18 protein-coding genes are annotated in these 19,853 nt (G+C 67.1%); 10 read left to right on the plus strand and 8 right to left on the minus strand.

The features are described from left to right. Nucleotides 1-114: 114 nt before the first annotated feature. The 3 genes from SB751_RS06680 to SB751_RS06690 all read left to right on the plus strand — a co-directional run bounded on the left by SB751_RS06680 (nt 115) and on the right by SB751_RS06690 (nt 2,501). On the plus strand, nt 115-1,887 hold the full coding sequence (locus SB751_RS06680) for a potassium/proton antiporter (RefSeq protein WP_410747872.1): 1,773 nt from the start codon (nt 115-117) through the stop codon (nt 1,885-1,887). Nucleotides 1,888-1,977: 90 nt separating this feature from the next. After that, nucleotides 1,978-2,244, plus strand: coding sequence for a type II toxin-antitoxin system Phd/YefM family antitoxin (locus tag SB751_RS06685; RefSeq protein ID WP_144198136.1), 267 nt, complete (start codon nt 1,978-1,980; stop codon nt 2,242-2,244). After that, nucleotides 2,241-2,501 (plus strand): Txe/YoeB family addiction module toxin, encoded by a 261-nt coding sequence (locus tag SB751_RS06690; protein WP_144198090.1) that lies wholly within the window; start codon nt 2,241-2,243, stop codon nt 2,499-2,501. The genes SB751_RS06685 and SB751_RS06690 overlap by 4 nt, the downstream gene beginning before the upstream one ends. A gap of 29 nt (nt 2,502-2,530) precedes the next feature. Here the strand turns inward: SB751_RS06690 and SB751_RS06695 are convergent, their stop codons facing one another. From SB751_RS06695 to SB751_RS06705, 3 genes are all read right to left on the minus strand, one after another. Next, nucleotides 2,531-3,559 carry a tripartite tricarboxylate transporter substrate binding protein gene (locus SB751_RS06695; protein WP_144198091.1) on the minus strand — a complete coding sequence of 343 codons (1,029 nt, stop codon included), beginning with the start codon at nt 3,557-3,559 and terminating at the stop codon, nt 2,531-2,533. 30 nt (nt 3,560-3,589) lie between these two features. After that, nucleotides 3,590-4,045: a DUF2214 family protein gene (locus tag SB751_RS06700; protein WP_149135466.1), complete on the minus strand. Its 456-nt coding sequence runs from the start codon at nt 4,043-4,045 to the stop codon at nt 3,590-3,592. Between the two features lie 78 nt (nt 4,046-4,123). After that, nucleotides 4,124-5,344, minus strand: a complete 1,221-nt coding sequence (locus SB751_RS06705; RefSeq protein WP_144198093.1) for a CaiB/BaiF CoA transferase family protein — start codon at nt 5,342-5,344, stop codon at nt 4,124-4,126. A 251-nt stretch (nt 5,345-5,595) separates the two neighbouring features. Here SB751_RS06705 and alaS point away from each other — a divergent pair, with 251 nt between their 5' ends. Continuing rightward, nucleotides 5,596-8,220 (plus strand): alanine--tRNA ligase, encoded by a 2,625-nt coding sequence (gene alaS, locus SB751_RS06710; protein ID WP_144198094.1) that lies wholly within the window; start codon nt 5,596-5,598, stop codon nt 8,218-8,220. 107 nt (nt 8,221-8,327) lie between these two features. Here alaS and SB751_RS06715 read toward each other — a convergent pair whose 3' ends face one another. The 3 genes from SB751_RS06715 to SB751_RS06725 all read right to left on the minus strand — a co-directional run bounded on the left by SB751_RS06715 (nt 8,328) and on the right by SB751_RS06725 (nt 11,486). Further along, nucleotides 8,328-9,071: a slipin family protein gene (locus SB751_RS06715; RefSeq protein ID WP_144198095.1), complete on the minus strand. Its 744-nt coding sequence runs from the start codon at nt 9,069-9,071 to the stop codon at nt 8,328-8,330. 1 nt (nt 9,072) lies between these two features. Further along, nucleotides 9,073-10,500 (minus strand): NfeD family protein, encoded by a 1,428-nt coding sequence (locus tag SB751_RS06720; protein ID WP_377732541.1) that lies wholly within the window; start codon nt 10,498-10,500, stop codon nt 9,073-9,075. Between the two features lie 107 nt (nt 10,501-10,607). Then, on the minus strand, nt 10,608-11,486 hold the full coding sequence (locus tag SB751_RS06725) for a LysR family transcriptional regulator (RefSeq protein ID WP_144198097.1): 879 nt from the start codon (nt 11,484-11,486) through the stop codon (nt 10,608-10,610). A gap of 125 nt (nt 11,487-11,611) precedes the next feature. On the opposite strand from SB751_RS06725, the gene SB751_RS06730 reads away from it, so the two are divergent. The 6 genes from SB751_RS06730 (at nt 11,612) to SB751_RS06755 (ending at nt 15,848) form a co-directional block, all read left to right on the plus strand. Then, nucleotides 11,612-12,850 carry a YbfB/YjiJ family MFS transporter gene (locus tag SB751_RS06730; protein WP_144198098.1) on the plus strand — a complete coding sequence of 413 codons (1,239 nt, stop codon included), beginning with the start codon at nt 11,612-11,614 and terminating at the stop codon, nt 12,848-12,850. Nucleotides 12,851-12,951: 101 nt separating this feature from the next. Further along, nucleotides 12,952-13,725 (plus strand): class II aldolase/adducin family protein, encoded by a 774-nt coding sequence (locus tag SB751_RS06735; RefSeq protein WP_410747873.1) that lies wholly within the window; start codon nt 12,952-12,954, stop codon nt 13,723-13,725. Between the two features lie 34 nt (nt 13,726-13,759). After that, complete coding sequence (locus SB751_RS06740; protein ID WP_144198100.1) at nt 13,760-13,948, plus strand: 4-oxalocrotonate tautomerase; 189 nt, start codon at nt 13,760-13,762, stop codon at nt 13,946-13,948. Between the two features lie 10 nt (nt 13,949-13,958). Then, the gene (locus tag SB751_RS06745; protein WP_144198101.1) at nt 13,959-14,990 is read left to right on the plus strand and encodes a threonine aldolase family protein; all 1,032 of its coding nucleotides are present in this window, start codon (nt 13,959-13,961) and stop codon (nt 14,988-14,990) included. A gap of 19 nt (nt 14,991-15,009) precedes the next feature. Further along, nucleotides 15,010-15,606: an NUDIX domain-containing protein gene (locus SB751_RS06750; protein ID WP_144198102.1), complete on the plus strand. Its 597-nt coding sequence runs from the start codon at nt 15,010-15,012 to the stop codon at nt 15,604-15,606. Between the two features lie 14 nt (nt 15,607-15,620). Continuing rightward, nucleotides 15,621-15,848, plus strand: a complete 228-nt coding sequence (locus SB751_RS06755) for a sulfurtransferase TusA family protein (RefSeq protein WP_092134760.1) — start codon at nt 15,621-15,623, stop codon at nt 15,846-15,848. An 85-nt stretch (nt 15,849-15,933) separates the two neighbouring features. On the opposite strand, the gene galU is transcribed toward SB751_RS06755, so the two are convergent. Together galU and SB751_RS06765 are read right to left on the minus strand one after the other, a co-directional pair. After that, nucleotides 15,934-16,803: a UTP--glucose-1-phosphate uridylyltransferase GalU gene (gene galU / locus SB751_RS06760; protein ID WP_144198103.1), complete on the minus strand. Its 870-nt coding sequence runs from the start codon at nt 16,801-16,803 to the stop codon at nt 15,934-15,936. Between the two features lie 169 nt (nt 16,804-16,972). Next, complete coding sequence (locus SB751_RS06765) at nt 16,973-19,840, minus strand: valine--tRNA ligase (protein WP_250024700.1); 2,868 nt, start codon at nt 19,838-19,840, stop codon at nt 16,973-16,975. Nucleotides 19,841-19,853 lie beyond the last annotated feature (13 nt).

Consider the following 19,853-nt stretch of genomic DNA (forward strand, 5'->3'; position numbering starts at 1 on the left):
GGTGGAGGTGTCGCCGCCGGTACAGGAAGGGACGGCGGAAGGGACGGCGGAGGGGCGTGCGCTATCATCGGTCGCACTCCCCCCGGCGCAGCGTGGCGCATCGAAAGGAATCGTTTGGAAAGTATCGACCATGCCATCCTGATCGGCGCCGTGGTGATGACGCTGGGCATCCTGCTCGGCGTGTTCTCGGCGCGCTTTGGCATACCGTTCCTGCTGGTGTTCCTGGCGGTCGGCATGCTGGCCGGCGTGGACGGGCCAGGCGGCATCCGCTTCGCCAACACCTGGCTCAGCTTCCTGGTGGGCAATATCGCGCTGGCCGTGATCCTGCTCGACGGCGGGCTGCGCACGCGCTTCGCCACCTTCCGCGTGGCGCTGCGGCCATCGCTGTCACTGGCGACGGTGGGGGTGGGCATCACGGCGGTGCTGGTCGGGCTGTTTGCGGCGTGGATGCTCGGCATCGACTGGAAGCTCGGCCTGCTGCTGGGCGCCATCGTCGGCTCGACGGACGCCGCCGCGGTGTTCTCGCTGCTCAACGGCAGCGGCATCCGGCTCAAGGAGCGGGTGGCGAGCGTGCTGGAGATCGAGTCGGGCATCAATGACCCCATGGCGATCTTCCTGACCCTGACGCTGATCGAATGGATCACCGCCCCGGACGGCCTGACTGCCAGCGCGCTGGCGTGGCGGCTGGTGGTGCAGTTTGGCGTGGGTGGGGTGCTCGGCGTGGTGCTGGGCCTGGGCGTGGCGCGGGTGATGGAGCGCATCCATGTGGCCGAGGGCCTCCAGGCCATCCTGGTCTGCGCGGCCGGCTGCATGGTCTTCGCGCTGGTCCAGTCGGCGCACGGCAGCGGCTTCCTGGCGGTCTACCTGACCGGGATGATCGTCGGCAATCGCGAGCGGGCCGTGACCGACGACACCATGCGCGCCATGGACGGCATGGCGTGGCTGGCGCAATCGGTGATGTTCCTGCTGCTCGGCCTGCTGGTCACGCCGAGCCGGATCTGGGACGTGGCGCTGCCGGCTGGGGCCGTGGCGCTGTTCCTGATGGTGGTGGCGCGGCCCGTGGCGGTCTGGATCGCCCTGCTGCCGTTCCGCTTCAACGGGCGGGAGAAGGGGTTCCTGGCGTGGATGGGCCTGCGCGGCGCGGTGCCGATCGTGCTGTCGCTGTTCCCGCTGCTGAAGGGCATGGAGGATTCGGGGCTGCTGTTCCGGGTGGCGTTCGCCGTGGTGCTGCTCAGCCTGCTGTGCCAGGGCACCACGGTGGCGCTGGCGGCACGGCTGGCCCGGGTGCTGCGGCCGGCCTACCAGGATCCGGTCTCGCGCGAGCGCCTGCAGGGCACGCGGTCGCCGGCGCTGGAATTGATGCAGTTCGTGGTGGCGGCTGACGCGCCGGTGGAGAACCTCCGCGCGGACCAGCTCGAACTCCCCCCGCGCAGCTGCCTGATGACCGTGGCCCGCGACGGCGCGCTGGTGCCGCTGGAGCAGGTGGTGCTGCGCGCGGGCGATGCGGTCTCGGTGCTGGCCCCCGGCGGGTCGGTGCCGCTGCTGTCGCGGCTGTTCCAGAGCGCGGCGCGCGCCCCGGCCTGGGCGCAGCTCTCGCACGACTTCCTGCTGACTGGCGACGCCCTGCTGCGCGACGTGGCCCCCCTCTACGCCACCCGCCCCCTGACCGCTGACGAGGCGGCGCGGACCCTGGAAGCGGCGATGCTGGCGGTGTTCCCATCGCCCCCCGTGGAAGGCGACGCCCTGGAAATCGCCGGCCTGCGCCTGACCGTGACCCGCATGGAAGGCCCGCGGATCGTCCAGGTCGGCCTGCTCCTGCCGCGCGGCCCGGCCACGGAGGAAACGATCAAGGACAAGATGTGGCAGTTAAGGCGCAAGGCGCCTTGACGGTTCAATTTCAAATTTCAGAATCGTCTTCTTTTTCGGCTGCGCGCGATCGGCTATACTTGTACAAGTACTTGAACAAGTGAGGCCATGATGCGCACCGTCCACTTCTCGGATGCCCGGAACAATCTGAAGGCAGTGATCGATCAGACCATCGACGACGCCGACGTCACGCTAATTACGCGCCGTGACGCGCCGAACGCCGTGCTCATGTCTCAGGATCTCTACGAGAGCATCGCCGAAACCCTGCATCTTCTCCGTTCGCGTGCCAATGCAGACCGTCTGGCCAGCTCGATTGCGCAATTGCGTGGAGGCAACACGAAGGAGCGCGCGCTCCATGAGCCCGAGGGCGATGAATGACCCGCAAGGTCTTATTCACGCCGGATGCACGGGAAGACTATGTGTATTGGCAGGGTCAGGATCGTAAAACCCTGAAACGCATCAATCAGTTGATCAAGGAAGTGCAACGCACGCCGTTCGAGGGGATTGGCAAGCCCGAGCCTTTGGTCGGCAACCTCACCGGCTTCTGGTCGAGGCGGATCGATGATGCGAACCGCCTCGTCTATGAAGCCACGGAAGACCAGGTCAACATCGTGGCTTGCCGCTATCACTATTGACTGACGGCGGCGGTACCGGGCCTACCCCCTCAATCCACCTTCGCCCCCGACACCTTCACCACTTGCCCGTACTTCTTCAGTTCGCGCTGGATCAGCGCGCCGAACTGCTCAGGGGTGGTGGGGGCCGGCTGGGCGCCGATGCGGGCCAGGCGGGCTTTCATGTCTTCGGTCTTGAGGATGGCCACGATGTCGTGGTTGAGGCGCTCGACGATCTCACGCGGGGTGCCGGCCGGGGCCAGGACGCCGAACCACGTCGAGATGTCGAAGCCTTCCAGCCCGAGCCCCTTGCCGGCCTCGGCGATGGTCGGCAGTTCCGGGAACGCGGCGGCGCGGGCCGGCGTGGTCACGGCGAAGGCCTTGAGCTTGCCGGCCTTGATATTGGCCGATGCCGAGGCGAGGTTGTCGAAGATCAGGTCGGTCTGGCCCGACAGCACCGACAACTGCGCCGGCGACGCCCCGTTGTACGGGATATGGACCATGCTGACGCGGGCCATGCTCTTGAACAGTTCGCCCGACAGGTGGCCGGCGCTGCCGTTGCCGCCAGAGGCGTAGTCGAGCTTGCCCGGATGCTTGCGCGCGTACTCCACGAGGTCGCGCACCGTATTGATATGCAGCTCGGCGGCCTTGCCGGGGTGCATGACCAGCACGTTCGGCACGTCGGCGACCAGCGTGATCGGCGCGAAGTCCTTCACCGGGTCGTAAGGCATCTTGGCGAACAGCGTGGGATTGATGGCGTGCGTGGCCACGGCGCCCATCACGATGGTGTAGCCGTCGGCCGGCTGCTTGGCGACGTAGTCCGCGCCGAGGTTGCCGCCCGCGCCGGGTTTGTTCTCCACGACGATGGGCTGGCCCAGGCTCTCGCGCAGGCGCTCGCCGATGGCGCGCGCCACGGTGTCCAGCGGGCCGCCGGCGGGGTAGGGCACCACGAACTTGATCGGCTTGGTCGGCCAGTTGGCCGGGGCCGGGGCAGCGGCGTGGGCCGGCGTGGCCAGGGTGGCCACCGCCAGCGCGGCGGCGGAGGCGGCCATCTTCGTGGCCGTCAGCAGGGTCTTCAGCATCTCAGGAGTCTTCAACGGATCGATGAAAGGTCAGCGCGCGCCGATGCCGCGCGCCATCATCACGGCGCAGAGCGGCAGCAGGATGAACACATGGGCCTCGATCATGACCCAGCGGCGGGCGCGCTTGATCTCGTCCGGCATCGGCACGAAATCGGGCAGCTTGCGCGCCTGCTTGCGCCAGCGCGCGATGGCCAGCGTCGGCGGCAGCGAGCACAGGGCAATCAGCACGAACACGGTCACCTTGGCGTGGAACCACGGGTTGTGCAGGTAGAAATCCACGCCCTTGGCACCGTAGAACAGCCGCAGCAGCCCGGTGGCGAGCACCACCATGGCTGACAGGAAGTAGAACAGGTCGTACAGCGACAGCCGGCGCACGATGGCGGGCGTCATCCCGGGGCGCAATACCACCGCCTCGGCGGCCAGCAGCGTGACCAGCAGGAAGATCGCCAGAAAATGGAAAAACGCCAGGAAGGCATCGGTCAGCATGCATGCTCCTCATTCGTCAGGGGACGCAAACAGAGAATCTCGCCTTCGGCTGCGGCCGGCGTTGTTACCGAATCGGGGTCAGACCACGCCCTTGGCGCGCAGTGCGGCGATGTGCTCCGCACTGTAGCCGAGTGTCTCGCCCAGCACCACCTCCGTGTGCTCTCCGAGCAACGGGGGATGACGCAGCGCCTCGGGCGGCGTGGCGCTCATTTTCATGGGGCTGCCGACCAGCTTGACCTCGCCGGCCGTCGGGTGCGGCAAATCGACGCGCAGGCCGCGCGCCAGCACCTGCTCGTTCTCGAAGACCTCGTCGAGCGTATTGATCGGGCCGCACGGCACGCCGGCGCGCTCCAGATCGAGAATCCATTGCTCGCGGGTGCGCGGCTGGACCATCTCGGCGATGATCGGCACCAGCACGTCGCGGTGCGCCACGCGTTGCGGGTTGGTGGCGAAGCGCGGGTCATCGGCCAGTTCCGGGCGGCCGCCGGCCGTCACGAACTTGCGGAACTGCCCGTCGTTGCCCACTGCCACGATGATCCAGCCGTCGGCGGCGTGGAAGGTCTGGTAGGGCACGATGTTCGGGTGGGCGTTGCCCCAGCGGCGCGGCGCCACGCCGCTGGCGAGGTAGTTGGTGTTCATGTTGGCCAGCATCGACACCTGCACGTCCAGCAGCGCCATGTCGATGTACTGGCCTTCGCCGGTCCGGTCGCGGTGGGCCAGCGCGGCCAGCACGGCGATGGTGGCGTACTGGCCGGTCATCAGGTCCGAGATGGCCACGCCGGCCTTCTGCGGGCCGCCGCCGGGCAGGTCGTCCCGCTCGCCGGTCAGGCTCATGAAGCCGCCCATGCCCTGGATGATGAAGTCGTAGCCGGGGCGCTGGGCGTACGGGCCGGTCTGGCCGAAGCCGGTGACCGAGCAATAGATGATGTCCGGCTTCACCGCCTTGAGCGATTCGTAGTCGAGCCCATACTTCTTGAGTTGGCCGACCTTGTAGTTCTCGAGCACCACGTCGCTCTGGGCGGCCAGGTCGCGCACCAGCTGCTGGCCCTCGGGCGTGCTGATGTCACAGGTCACCGAGCGCTTGTTGCGGTTGGCGGCCAGGTAGTAGGCGGCTTCGGCGGTGTCCCGGCCATCCTCGGTCTTGAGCCAGGGCGGACCCCATGTGCGCGTATCGTCACCTGCGCCGGGGCGCTCGATCTTGATGACGTCGGCGCCGAAATCGGCAAGGTTCTGGGCGCACCATGGCCCGGCGAGGACGCGGGTCAGGTCGAGGACGCGGAGATGGCTCAAGGCTCCCATGGCAGTGGCGGCTCGGTAGATATAGTGGGGGAGCACTCTACCACCGGCCCGCCGCGCCGATGCACCCGTACGGGGCGGCGTCGGGCCAACGGTGGGCGATATTCGGCCATTGCCAGCGCGCCGGGCGCACGCCGCCGGGCGGCCGGCCGCGAGAATGCCCCGGGAGGGGGCTTGCCCCGTATAATCAACGGTTTGCAAATCCAACCTGACTGACTGCGCCCTGCCACGATGCGGGATGCGCCCGATACAACATGAAAGTCTCCGACATTCGCAGCAAGTTCCTGCAGTACTTCGAGTCGAAGGGCCATTCCGTGGTCCGCTCGTCCAGCCTCGTGCCGGCGAACGACCCGACGCTGCTGTTCACCAATTCGGGCATGGTGCAGTTCAAGGACGTGTTCCTGGGCACCGATAAGCGTCCCTACACGCGCGCCACGTCGTCCCAACGCTCCGTGCGCGCCGGCGGCAAGCACAACGACCTCGAAAATGTGGGTTATACGGCACGTCACCACACGTTCTTCGAGATGCTGGGCAATTTCTCGTTCGGCGACTACTTCAAGCGCGAAGCCATCCAGTACGCCTGGGAACTGCTGACCAAGACCTACCAGCTGCCGGCGGAGAAGCTCTGGGTCACGGTCTACGCCGAAGACGACGAAGCCTACGACATCTGGGCCAAGGAAGTCGGCGTGCCGGCCGAGCGCATCGTGCGCATCGGCGACAACAAGGGCGCGCGCTACGCCTCGGACAATTTCTGGCAGATGGCCGACACCGGCCCGTGCGGCCCGTGCTCGGAAATCTTCTACGACCACGGCCCGGACGTCTGGGGCGGCCCCCCGGGATCGCCCGAGGAAGACGGCGACCGCTACATCGAGATCTGGAACCTCGTGTTCATGCAGTTCAACCGCGACGAGCAGGGCAACATGACGCCGCTGCCCAAGCCGTGCGTGGACACCGGCATGGGCCTCGAGCGGATTGCCGCCGTGCTCCAGCACGTGCACAGCAACTACGAGATCGACCTGTTCCAGGCGCTGATCAAGGCCGCCGCGCGCGAGACCCATCTGGACGACCTGAACCAGAACTCGCTCAAGGTAATTGCCGACCATATCCGCGCGTGCTCGTTCCTGATCGTCGATGGCGTGATCCCGGGCAATGAAGGCCGCGGCTACGTGCTGCGCCGCATCGTGCGCCGCGCGATCCGCCACGGCTACAAGCTGGGCCAGAAGACGCCGTTCTTCCACAAGCTGGTGCCGGACCTGGTGGCGCAGATGGGCGAGGCCTATCCGGAGCTGGCCGACGCGCAGGCGCGCGTGGTGGAAGTGCTCAAGGCCGAGGAAGAGCGCTTCTTCGAGACCATCGAGAACGGCATGACCATCCTCGACACCGCCGTGGCCGACCTCAAGGCCAAGGGTGGCAAGGTGCTGGACGGCGAACTGGCGTTCAAGCTGCACGACACCTTCGGCTTCCCGCTCGACCTGACGCAGGACGTGGCGCGCGAGCAGGAGATTGCGGTGGACGAACCCGCGTTCGACGCCGCCATGAACCGCCAGCGCGAGCAGGCCCGTGCGGCCGGCAAGTTCAAGATGGCTGCCGGCCTGGAGTACACGGGCGACAAGACCGTGTTCCACGGCTATGAAGAATTGGGTTTCGAGCGCGCCCGCGTGACGGCGCTGTACGTCGACGGCGCGTCCGTCGACACCATGCAGCCGGGCCAGACCGGCGTGGTGGTGCTGGATCACACCCCGTTCTATGCGGAGTCCGGCGGTCAGGCGGGCGACCAGGGCACGCTGGTGGCGGGTGCGGCTGTGTTCAACGTGGCTGACACAACCAAGGTGCAGGCCGATGTGTTCGGCCACCAGGGCACGCTGACCAACGGTCCGCTGAAGGTGGGCGACACGGTGGCGGCGCAGGTCGATGCCATCCGCCGTGCACGCACTGTACGTAACCATTCGGCCACCCACCTGATGCACAAGGCGCTGCGCGAGGTGCTGGGCACCCACGTGCAGCAGAAGGGCTCGCTGGTCGATGCCGACAAGACGCGTTTCGACTTCTCGCACAACGCGCCGCTGAGCGACGCGGAGATCCGTCAGGTCGAGGAAATCGTCAACGCCGAAATCCTGGCCAACGCGCCGACCCATGCCGAGATCATGCCGTTCGACGACGCGGTGAAGAGCGGCGCGATGGCGCTGTTCGGCGAGAAGTACGCGGATGACGTGCGCGTGCTGTCGATCGGTACCTCGAAGGAACTCTGCGGCGGCACGCACGTGACGCGCACCGGGGACATCGGGCTGTTCAAGATCGTCGTGGAAGCAGGTGTGGCCGCGGGGATCCGCCGCGTGGAGGCGATTACCGGCGACAACGCGCTGCATTACCTGCAGTCGCTCGACGCCCGCCTGAACGAAGCCGCCGCCGCGCTGCGCGCGCAGCCTTCCGAACTGGTGCCGCGTATCGGCCAGGTGCAGGAGCAGGTGCGGGCGCTGGAGAAGGAACTCGAGAAGCTCAAGAGCAAGCTCGCGGCATCGCAAGGCGACGAACTCGCAGAGCAGGCCATCGACATCAACGGCCTCAAGGTGCTGGCCGCCCAGCTCGACGGCGCCGACGTGAAGACGCTGCGCGAAACGATGGACAAGCTCAAGGACAAGCTCAAGAGCGCGGCAATCGTGCTGGGGGCGGTGTCCGACGGGAAGGTTTCGCTGATTGCGGGCGTGACCGCCGATGCGACTGGCAAGGTCAAGGCTGGGGAACTGGTCAACTTTGTGGCCCAGCAGGTGGGCGGCAAGGGCGGCGGCCGGCCGGATATGGCCCAGGCTGGCGGGACGGAGCCGGCGAATCTGCCGGCGGCGCTGGCTGGGGTGAAGGAGTGGGTGGCTGGTAAGGTTTGAAGGTTTTACTAGCTTTTTGAGAAGGGCGCCCTGGGGTTTGGGGCGCCCTTTTTGTTTTGTTACGGTGTTGGTTTTTGAGCCCAACGGCTCAACAGCCAACACCCGCTCTACTTCATCAACCCCCTAACCAAATCCATCGGCAACGGAAAAACAATCGTAGAACTCTTATCCCCAGCAATCTGCGTCAGCGTCTGGAGATACCGCAACTGCATCGCCTCCGGCTGTTGCGCCAGCATCTGCGCCGCTTCCAGCAGTTTCACCGAAGCCTGCAATTCCCCTTCCGCGTGGATGATCTTGGCCCGCCGTTCCCGCTCGGCCTCTGCCTGCCGGGCGATGGCCCGGATCATGGTCTCGTTCAAATCCACATGCTTGATCTCGACATTGGACACCTTGATGCCCCACGCATCGGTCTGGGCGTCGAGCACCTTCTGGATGTCGAAATTGAGCTTCTCGCGCTCGGCTAGCATTTCGTCCAGTTCATGCTTGCCTAGCACGGACCGCAGCGTGGTTTGGGAGAGCTGGCTGGTGGCTTCCAGGAAATTGGCCACCTGGATGATGGCCCGCTCGGGGTCCACGACCCGGAAATAGACCACGGCGTTGACCTTGACCGACACGTTGTCGTGAGAGATCACGTCCTGTGGCGGCACGTCGAAGACAACCGTGCGCAGGTCCACGCGGACCATCTGCTGGATGCCGGGGATGAGCAGCACCAGCCCGGGCCCCTTGACGCGCCAGAATCGCCCGAGCATGAAGACCACGCCGCGTTCGTATTCGCGCAGCACGCGGATTGCGGCCACCACGAGCAATGCCAGCAGGAAGATCAGCCCACCGAAACTGAATCCGAATGCCATATCACGCTCCGTTGTGTTCCAGGGATGCGGCCATGTCGGCCACGACTTCCAGTACCAGCCCGCGCCGCCCGGTCACGCGTACCCGCTGACCGCGCGCGAGTGGGCCTTCGCCATGAATTCGCCACTGTTCGCCATGCACCATCGCCCAGCCGTCGGCCGGCGTATCGTCGATGACGGTGGCCAGGCTGCCGACCAGCGTGTCCGCGCCGCTGACCACGGGGCGCTCGCGCGAGCGCATCAGCATTGCGGACATGCCGACCAGGAACAGCGCCGAGACCCCGGCCAGCGCGGCGATCACCGTGAGCGGCACGCCGAAGCCGGGCACGTCGGTGTCGATCAGCATGACCGCGCCAAAGGCGAAGGCGATGATGCCGCCCACCCCGAGCGCGCCGAACGTCGGCAGGAAGAATTCGGCCACCATGCAGCCGATGCCGAGCGCGATCAGCGCCAGCCCCGCATAGTTGACCGGCAGCATTTGCAGCGCGAAGAGGCCCAGCAGGAGGCAGATGGCGCCGACGATGCCCGGCACGATCATGCCTGGTGTGGAGAATTCGAACATCAGCGCGTAGATGCCGATCATCATCAGGATCAGCGCCACGCTGGGCTCGGTGATAACGGCCAGCAGCCGCGCGCGCCAGTCCGGGGTGACCGTGACGATGGGCGCGTCGGCCGTGTGCAGCACGCGGGGCACGCCGGCGGCCTGGAGCCGTTTGCCATCCACCTGCCGCAGCAACGCCGGCAGGTCCGGCGCCACGAGGTCGACCACGTGCTGGGCCACCGCTTCATCGGCGGAGAGGCTCACGGCCTCGCGCACCGCACGCTCGGCCCAGTCGGCGTTGCGCTGGCGGAGCTGGGCCAGCCCGCGCAGGTAGGCAGAGGCGTCGTGCATCTGCTTGCGGGCCATGGTGTCCTCGTTGCTAGGGGCGCCCGCCGGTGCGCTGGCGGGGGAGGGGGCGGCGCCCGGCTTCGGGCCGCCCACCCCGATGGCGACGGGACTCGCCGCGCCCACATTGGTCCCGGGCGCCATCGCGGCGATGTGGCTGGCATAGAGGATGTAGGTGCCGGCACTCGCGGCGCGCGCGCCGCCCGGGTAGACGAAGGTCGCTACCGGCACGGGGGAGGCGAGGATGGCCTGGATGATGTCGCGCATGGCCACGTCGAGCCCGCCGGGCGTGTCCATCTCCAGCACAATCAACTGCGCGTTCTGCTTTTGCGCCAGTGCCATGCCGCGCGTGGCGAAGCTGGCGCTGGCCGGGCCGATGGCCCCCTTGATCGGGATGACGTAGACGGGGGCCACGCCGGCCCCGGCGGCCGGGGCGGAGGCGCCCTGGGCGAAGACCATTGTGGGCAGGGCGAGGAGCATGGTCAGGGCCACTCCCATCGCCATTCGGCAAACCAAAGATCGTAGCGACGCAAAGACGAATGTCATGGCGGGGCGCGGCCCGCGAGTATGCCGTGGCCGCGCCACTTCGAGTGTAGGCGACCGGCCACATCTTGCACGCCACGGCGCGGGCAAGGGACACACAGCGGAAGGGGTCAGGCCGCCTTCTGCGTGGCGTCCGGGGCACCCGGCAGCATGTCGGCCAGCGCCGTCAGCGCTGCGCTGCCCATCGCCGGATGCCACGCCAGCACGGTGGTCACGTCGCCCTCGTCGCCAAGCGCGTGGATGCTGATCTCTGGCAGGTCGCGGTACAGCGCCAGCACCGAGCGCGGCATGATCGCCACGCCGATACCGGCTGCCGCGCAAGTGACGATGGCATGGTAGGAGCCCAGCTGGATCACCCGCCCCGCCGCGTGGCCATCGCGGGTGTACCACTGCTCGAAGCGCGTGCGGTAGTTGCAGCCGGCCTCGAACGCGAGCAGGGTGGGGCGCTCCAGGTCGGCGGGCGAATGGATCGGCGGATGCTGTGCGCTGGCGATGATGACCAGTTCCTCGGTGAAAGCGGGCCGGGTGACCAGTTCGGCATCGCCGAGCGGCTCGGCCACGAAGGCGCAATCGACCTCGAAGCGGCGCAGCGCGTCCAGCGCCTGCCGGGTCGGCAGCGTCACGAGTTCCAGTTCGACGTCCGGCCACGCCTGGTGATAGCGCGCCAGCACCGTCGGCAGCCGGCTGGCCGCCGTGCTCTCCATCGATGCCACCCGCAGCCGCCCATGGGGCCGCACCGGCTGCACCGCGTGGCGGGCCTCGTCGGACAGTTGCAGGATGCGCCGCGCATAGTCGAACAGCGTCTGCCCGGCCGGGGTGAGCACCATGCGCTTGCCGTCGCGCAGGAACAGCTCCACACCGAGCGACTGCTCCAGTTGGCGGATGCGCGTGGTCACGTTCGACTGCACGCGGTGCAGCCGCGCGGCGGCGCGTGTGATGCCACCGGCCTCCACCACGGCGCGGAAAATCTCGAGTTCGGCGAGGTCCATGATCGACTTCCTTCTTGAATTGAGATCGATGCTATCTCAATAATTCATTTTAGGTGATGGATGAATGCGACTAGGATAGTCAGGAACCCCGCTGGCCGCCAGCCGAACCCGCCCCCTCCCCGATCATGTCGCTCGTGAATACCGATGTCTCCGCCGCCCAGGCCGCCCCCCAAACCGCCGGACCGTGGGCGGTGGCCCTGGCCGGCTTCGTGTCGGTGGCGCTGGCCATGGGCATCGGCCGCTTTGCCTTCACGCCGCTGCTGCCGATGATGCTGCACGACGGCACCGTCACGCTGGCCGAAGGCGGGGCGCTGGCCACGCTGAACTACATCGGCTACCTGCTGGGCGCGTTGCTGTGCCTTTTTATCCGCCCCGATCCCGTGCGCATGGTGCGCGTGTCGCTGGTGCTCACCGTGGTGCTCACGCTGGCCATGGCGCTGCCGGGCGGCATGCCCGCGTGGCTGGCATGGCGCACGATTGCGGGCGTGGTCAGTGCGCTGGTGATGGTCTACGCTACCGCGTGGTGCATGCAGCGGCTGGACGAACTGGGCCACCCCACGCTGGGCGGGCTGATGTTCTGCGGCCCGGGCGTGGGGATTGTCGTGACCGGGCTGTCGGTGTTCGGCATGGTGGGCGCGCACTGGCTGGCGAACTGGGGCTGGATTGCCTTCACGGTGCTGGGCGTGCTGATGCTGGTGCCGGTCTGGCGCGTGTTCGGCGCGGCGCCGCCGTCCGTTCCGGCGCGGGCAGGGCAGGCGGGCAGCAAGGATGCGCCCGCCCCGGCACCCCGGCTCGATCTCGAAACCTGGGCCCTGACCGTGGCCTATGGCCTCGCCGGCTTCGGTTACATCATCACGGCGACCTTCCTGCCGGTGATCGCCCGCCAGGCGATACCCGGCACGGTCTGGGCGGACCTGTTCTGGCCGATTCTGGGCGTCGGCGTGGCCGTGGGCGCCTTCCTGGCCACGCGCGTAGGCATGCATCACGACAATCGCCGCGTGGCGATGATCCTGTACACGGTGCAGGCGATTGGCGTGGCCGTGGCGGCATTCTGGCCGACCGTGCCGGGCTTCGCGTTGAGCAGCCTGCTCGTCGGCTTGCCGTTCACGGCGCTGGTGTCGTTCCTGATGCGCGAGGCGCGCCGGCTGTGGGGCGCCGCCGCGCCGAAGCTGATCGGGCTGATGACGGCCGCCTACGCCCTCGGGCAGATTGCCGGCCCGCCGCTGGCCACCACGCTGGTGGCGCGCACCGGCGGCTTTGCGGCCTCCCTGGCCACGGCCGCCGCCGCGCTGATGGTGGGGGCGGGCATCCTCGGCTGGATGGTCCGCGCCATGCCGGTGCGGCACGCTGCCGCCCCGCGCTGACTGCGCTACAGTTACGCCTGCGCCGTCCACTCGACCGGGACTGAACCCGCACGTGTCTGGAACACGCCTCGCAGCAGGGCGGCCGCGGAGCGAATGTCCCCATGTCTTTTGCCTTGCAGCCCGCGCGTGCCGCGGGCCCGGCTGTTCCCGTCGGCGCCGGGGAGGCGCGCGTGCGCACCGACCTCGCCGCCGCCTACCGGCTGGCTGCGCTGGAGCGCTGGGACGACCTGATCTACACCCATATCTCCGCCACCGTGCCCGGTGAGCCTGACCACTTCCTGATCAACCCGTTCGGCTTCGCGTTCGACGAGATCCGCGCGTCGGACCTCGTCAAGATCAATGGCCGGGGCGAGGTGGTCGGCGAGACCGTGCACCCGGTCAATGTGACCGGCTTCGCCCTCCACGCCGCCGTGCACGCCGCGCGGGCCGATGCGCACTGCGTCATGCACCTGCACAACACGGCCGGCATCGCGGTCTCGGCCCAGGCAGACGGGCTGCTGCCGCTGTCGCAGCACGCCATGCGCTTCCACGGCCGCATCGGCTATCACGACTACGAGGGCCTGGCGTTCACTCCGGCCGAAGGGGCCCGGCTTAGGGTGTCGCTGGGCCAGCACCCGGCCATGCTGCTGCGCAACCACGGCACGCTGACGGTGGGCCGCACGGTGGCCGAGGCCTACGTGCTGATGGCTACCCTGATCAAGGCCTGCGAGATCCAGCTTGGGGCGCAGGCGGGCCGCGCCACGGTGCAGCCGCCGGCCGACGTGGCCGAGCGCACCTCGATGCAGCTGTACGACAACGGCGCCGTCGAGGGCGAGATGGAATGGCCCTCGCTGCTGCGCAAACTCGATAGAATCGATCCCTCTTACCGAGACTGAGTCTCGGAAAATCCCTAAAAATGGAGTCAGTAGCATGCCCACGTTTCACGTCGAGATGTTCGAAGGCCGCACGGTCGAGCAAAAGCGCAAGTTTGTCGAGGCCGTGACGCGCGTCACCTGCGAGACGCTGGGCTGCTCGGTGTCGGCAGTGGACATCATCATCACCGATATCAAGCGCGAGAACTGGGCCACCGGCGGCGAGCTCTGGATCGACAAGAAGTAAAGCCCGGGCCATGCAGCACTTCGCCTCCGACAACTACGCCGGCTTCTGCCCGGAATCGCTGAAATACTTCCTGGAGGCCAACGCCAGCGGCCACGAGAAGGCCTATGGCGACGATTCCTGGACCCAGCAGGTCTGCGACCGCATCCGCAACCTGTTCCAGACCGACTGCGAGGTCTTCTTCGTGTTCAACGGCACGGCGGCCAACTCGCTGGCGCTGTCGTCGCTGTGCCAGTCGTACCACTCGGTGATCTGCCACGAGCTGGCGCACATCGAGACGGACGAGTGCGGCGGGCCGGAATTCTTCTCGAACGGTTCCAAGCTGCTGACGGCGCCCGGCGTCAACGGCAAGCTGACCGCCGATGCGGTGGAGGCGCTGGTCACGCGGCGCACCGACATCCACTATCCGAAGCCCCGCGTGGTCTCGCTCACCCAGTCGACGGAAGTCGGCACGGTCTATACGGTGGAGGAGGTGCGCGCCATCGCCGCCATCGCCAAGCGGCGACAGCTGCGCGTGCACATGGACGGCGCGCGCTTTGCCAATGCGGTGGCGGCGCTCGGCGTGCATCCGTCCGAGATCACCTGGCGGGCCGGTGTGGATGTGCTGTGCTTCGGCGGCACCAAGAACGGCCTGCCGGTGGGCGAGGCCGTGGTGTTCTTCGACCGCCGCCTGGCCGAGGACTTCGCCTACCGGGTGAAGCAGGCCGGGCAGCTGGCCTCGAAGATGCGCTTTATCTCGGCGCCGTGGCTGGGCATGCTCGAGAACGATGTCTGGCTGTCCAACGCCCGGCATGCCAACGCAATGGCGCAGTTGCTGCACCAGCGCATCGTCGACATTCCCGGCGTGCGGATCATGTTCCCGACCGAATCGAACGCGGTCTTCGCCGAACTGCCGCTGCCGGCCATCGAGGCGCTGCGCGCCAAGGGCTGGCTGTTCTACACCTTCATCGGCGCGGGCGGTTGCCGGCTGATGTGCTCGTGGGACCTGCAGCCCGAGACCGTGGAAGCGTTCGCCGCCGATATCCGCGGGGCCTGCGCCCTCTGAACCCCTGGAGCCCCCTCCGATGCAACCGTACCGTTTCTGCCCCCAATGCGGGGCGCCGCTGGAGCACCTGCCGATGTCCGGCCGCTATCGCCATGCCTGCGTGCAGGACGGCTGCGGCTTCGTGCACTGGAACAACCCGCTGCCGGTGCTGGCGGCGGTGGTCGAGTACGAGGACAAGCTGCTGCTGGCGCGCAACGCGGTATGGCCGGAGGGGATGTTTGCGCTGGTCACCGGCTTCATGGAGCGGGACGAGACGCCGGAGCTGGGCGTGGCGCGCGAACTCAAGGAGGAGACCAATCTCGACACGGAATCCGCGTCGCTGATCGGCGTCTACGAGTTCATGCGCAAGAACGAGCTGATCATCGCCTATCACGTGAAGGCGACGGGGCGCATCGAACTGTCCGAGGAACTGGCCGAATACAAGCTCGTGGCGCCCGAGAAGGTGCGGATCTGGAACGCCGGCACCGGCTTTGCCGTGGCCGATTTCCTGGAGCGGCGCGGGCTGCCCGTGCGCTTCTTCGACCGCGCCTCGGGCGAGGACATCCCCGACCCGCGCCGGCCGACGGACTTCAGCCTGGTCGCCGCTTCGTTACAATACGGCATCGACCAAAAATAAGTGGGATGAGAGGAATGGACTTCCAGAAAGAAGTGGACGCGCGCGGCCTGAACTGCCCGCTGCCGATCCTGCGGACCAAGAAGGCGCTGGCGGACATGGCCAGCGGCGACGTGCTCAAGGTGCTGGCCACCGACCCGGGCGCCACGCGTGACTTCCAGGCCTTCGCCAAGCAGACCGGCAACGAGCTGCTGTCGCACGCCGAAGTGGACAAGGTATTCGTGTTCTACATGAAGCGCCGCTAAGACCGCCTGGCCTATCTGGGCCCATCTGGCCACAAAAAAAGCCGCCTCGATCCGAGGCGGCTTTTTCATGCCGGGGGCGGTGCGCTTATCCGCGCTGGGCCAGATAGGCGCGGAATTCGTCGCGCACTTCCGGGTGCTTCAGGGCGAACTCGACAGTGGCCTTCAGGTAGCCGAGCTTGCTGCCGCAGTCGTAGCGCACGCCGTTGTAGCGGTAGGCCAGCACCTGCTCCTGGTCGAGCATCGACTGGATGGCATCGGTCAGCTGGTACTCGCCGCCCGCGCCCGGCTTCAGTTCGCGGATGTGGTCGAAGATACGCGGCGTGAGGATGTAGCGGCCCACCACGCCAAGGTTCGACGGGGCGTCTTCGGGGGCCGGCTTCTCGACGATGCCGGACATCTTGATCACGCGCTCGTCCCATTCGCGGCCTTCCACCACGCCGTAGGAGCGGCTTTGCTCCGGCGCGATCTCTTCCACGCCCAGGACCGAGCAGTTGTAGTGGTTATAGACGTCGACCATCTGCTTCATGATCGGCACCTCGCCGTCGAGCAAGTCGTCCGCCAGCATGACGGCGAACGGCGTGTCGCCGACCAGCTTGGCCGCGCACAGCACGGCGTGGCCCAGGCCCAGGGCCTCGGGCTGGCGCACGTAGTAGCACTCCACGTGCGAGGGCTTGATCGAACGCACCACATCGAGCAGGGCCTGCTTGTTCTTGGCCTCCAGCTCCATTTCCAGTTCGTACGCCTTGTCGAAATGGTCCTCGATGGCGCGCTTGGAGCGGCCCGTGACGAAGATCATTTCCGTGATGCCGGCGGCCATGGCTTCCTCCACGGCGTACTGGATCAGCGGTTTGTCCACCACTGGCAGCATTTCCTTGGGACTCGCCTTGGTCGCAGGGAGGAATCGGGTACCTAGCCCAGCGACCGGAAAGACGGCCTTGGTGACGCGGTTTTCCATTTCAGCTTTCCTTTTCAATCCGGTGTAACACCGTGCCGTACGGGGAGGGCGCCGTCTGTCCGGCTTCGTCCGACGCTGACGTAACGGTCACATACCGTTACACATGAACGAGGCCGGATGCCAGTCGAGTCGCAACTTCCGTGCCGGCGGCGCAGAAGCGGCGGACCCGTCAGGCGGGCAGACGCTGTAGTTGATCCTGGAGCTTGGCAAGCGTCTGTTCGAAATCCGACAAACGCTGTGTTTCCTGCGCCACAACCGCGGGCGGCGCCTTGGCCACGAAGGCTTCGTTGGTCAGCTTGCCCCGGCATTTGCCGATTTCGTTGCTGATCCGGTCGATCTCCTTGCCCAGGCGCACGCGCTCGGCCGCGACGTCGATCTCGATCTTCAGCAGCAGGTGATTGCCGCCGACGATGGCCACTGGCGCCCCGGCGCCTTCCTTCTGGAGGGCGATCTCGTCTTCGAACACCTTCACCTCGGAAAGTTTCGCCAGTGCCTGGATTTGCGCCGCGGCGGCGTTCAGGAATGTGCTGTCGCCGTGGGCGTAGAGCGGAATGCGCTGGGCCGGCGAGATGTTCATCTCGCCACGCAGGTTGCGGCAGGCATCCACCACGGCCTTGAGCTGGGCCACCCAGGCTTCGGCGGCTTCGTCGATCTTGGCGGCGGCCGGCAGCGGGTAGTCCTGCAGGGCGATGGTCTCGCTGCCGTCACCCTTGGCACGGCCGGCCAGCGGGGCCACCTTCTGCCAGAGTTCCTCGGTGATGAACGGGATGATCGGGTGCGCCAGGCGCAGCACCGTCTCCAGCACGCGCAGCAGCGTGCGGCGCGTAGCGCGTTGCTGGGCCTCGGTGCCGGTCTGGATCTGCACCTTGGCGAGTTCCAGGTACCAGTCGCAGTACTCGTCCCAGACGAACTTGTAGATTGCGCTGGCGATATTGTCGAAACGATATTCGTCGAAGCCCTTTTCGACTTCGCCCTCCACGCGCTGGAGCAGCGAGACGATCCAGCGGTCCGCCTGCGAGAAGTGCAGGTAGCCGTCCGGGCCGCAGTCGTTGCTGCACGGGCCCATGCCGCAGTCATGGCCCTCGGTGTTCATCAGCACGAAGCGGGTGGCGTTCCAGAGCTTGTTGCAGAAGTTGCGGTAGCCCTCGCAGCGGCCGGTGTCGAAGTTGATGTTGCGGCCCAGCGTGGCCAGCGAGGCGAAGGTGAAGCGCAGGGCGTCCGCGCCGAACGCGGGAATGCCGTCCGGGAACTCTTTCTTGGTCTTGGATTCGATGCGCGGCGCGTCTTTCGGGCGGCGCAGGCCGGTGGTGCGCTTCTTGAGCAGCGGTTCGAGTTCGATGCCGTCGATCAGGTCCACCGGGTCCAGGGTATTACCCTCGGACTTGCTCATCTTCTTGCCTTCGGAGTCACGCACCAGGCCGTGTACATACACGGTGTGGAACGGCACCTGGCCGGTGAAGTGCTTGGTCATCATGACCATGCGCGCCACCCAGAAAAAGATGATGTCGTAGCCGGTGACCAGCACCGACGATGGCAGGAAGTGCTCCAGCTCCGGCGTCTTTTCGGGCCAACCGAGTGACGAGAACGGCACGAGCGCGGACGAGAACCACGTGTCCAGCACGTCTTCCTCGCGGCGCAGCGGGCCGGTGCTGCCGGCCGCCTGGGCCTTGGCGCGGGCGTCTTCCTCGGTACGGGCGACAAAGCAGTTGCCGGCGTCGTCGTACCAGGCCGGGATCTGGTGGCCCCACCAGAGCTGGCGGCTGATACACCAGTCCTGGATGTTGGCCAGCCACTGGTTGTAGGTGCTGTTCCAGTTCTCGGGCACCAGCTTGATCTCGCCGCTCTGCACGGCGTCCAGCGCCACTTCGGCGATCGAGCGGCCCGGATAGTACGTGCCCTCGGGAGCCGGCTTGCTCATGGCGACGAACCACTGGTCGGTCAGCATCGGCTCGATCACGGTGCTGGTGCGCTCGCTGCGCGGCACCATCAGCTTGTGCTTCTTGACCTCGCCCAGCAGGCCCTGTTCCTTCAGGTCGGCGACCATCTTCTCGCGCGCCGCGAAGCGGTCCATGCCGGCGTAGGCGGCCGGTGCGTCGGCGACGATCCTGGCGTCCAGCGTCAGGATGGACAGCTGCGGCAGGTTGTGGCGCTGGCCCACCGCATAGTCGTTGAAGTCATGGCCCGGCGTGACCTTGACCACGCCCGTGCCGAACGCGCGGTCCACGTATTCATCGGCAATGACCGGAATCTGGCGGTCGGTCAGCGGCAGGTGCACGAACTTGCCGATCAGGTGCGCGTAGCGCTCGTCCTCGGGGTGGACCATCACGGCGGTGTCGCCGAGCATGGTTTCCGGGCGCGTGGTGGCCACGGTCAGGTGGGTCAGGCCGTGCACGGCGTCCGGCTCGGCCAGCGGGTAGTGGATGTGCCAGAGCGAGCCTTCCTCTTCCACGCTGTCCACTTCCAGGTCGGACACGGCCGTGCCCAGCACCGGGTCCCAGTTGACCAGGCGCTTGCCGCGGTAGATCAGGCCCTGTTCGAACAGGCGGACGAACACCTCGGTCACGGCCTGCGACATCTCGGGCGACATCGTGAAGTACTCGCGCGTCCAGTCGATCGACGCCCCCATGCGGCGCACCTGGCGCGTGATGGTGGAGCCCGACTCCTCCTTCCACTCCCAGACCTTCTCGACGAACTTTTCGCGGCCGAGGTCATGGCGCGACACGCCCTGGGCTTCCAGCTGGCGCTCCACCACGATCTGCGTGGCGATACCCGCGTGGTCGGTACCCGGCACCCACAGCGTGTTGGCGCCGCGCATGCGCGCGTGGCGCGTCAGGCCGTCCATGATGGTCTGGTTGAACGCGTGGCCCATGTGCAGCGTGCCGGTCACATTGGGCGGCGGCAGCTGGATGGCGAAATCGGGGCGATTGGCGTCCATCGTGGGCTGGGCGATGCCGCGGCGCTCCCATTCGGGGCCCCATTTCGCCTCGATGGCGGCGGGTTCGAAGCTCTTGGCAAGGGACTGGTCTTGGGCGGTCATGCTTGGGGATGTC

The organism is Cupriavidus sp. SIMBA_020 (assembly GCF_046535395.1).
GTDB classification, from domain to species: domain Bacteria; phylum Pseudomonadota; class Gammaproteobacteria; order Burkholderiales; family Burkholderiaceae; genus Cupriavidus; species Cupriavidus campinensis.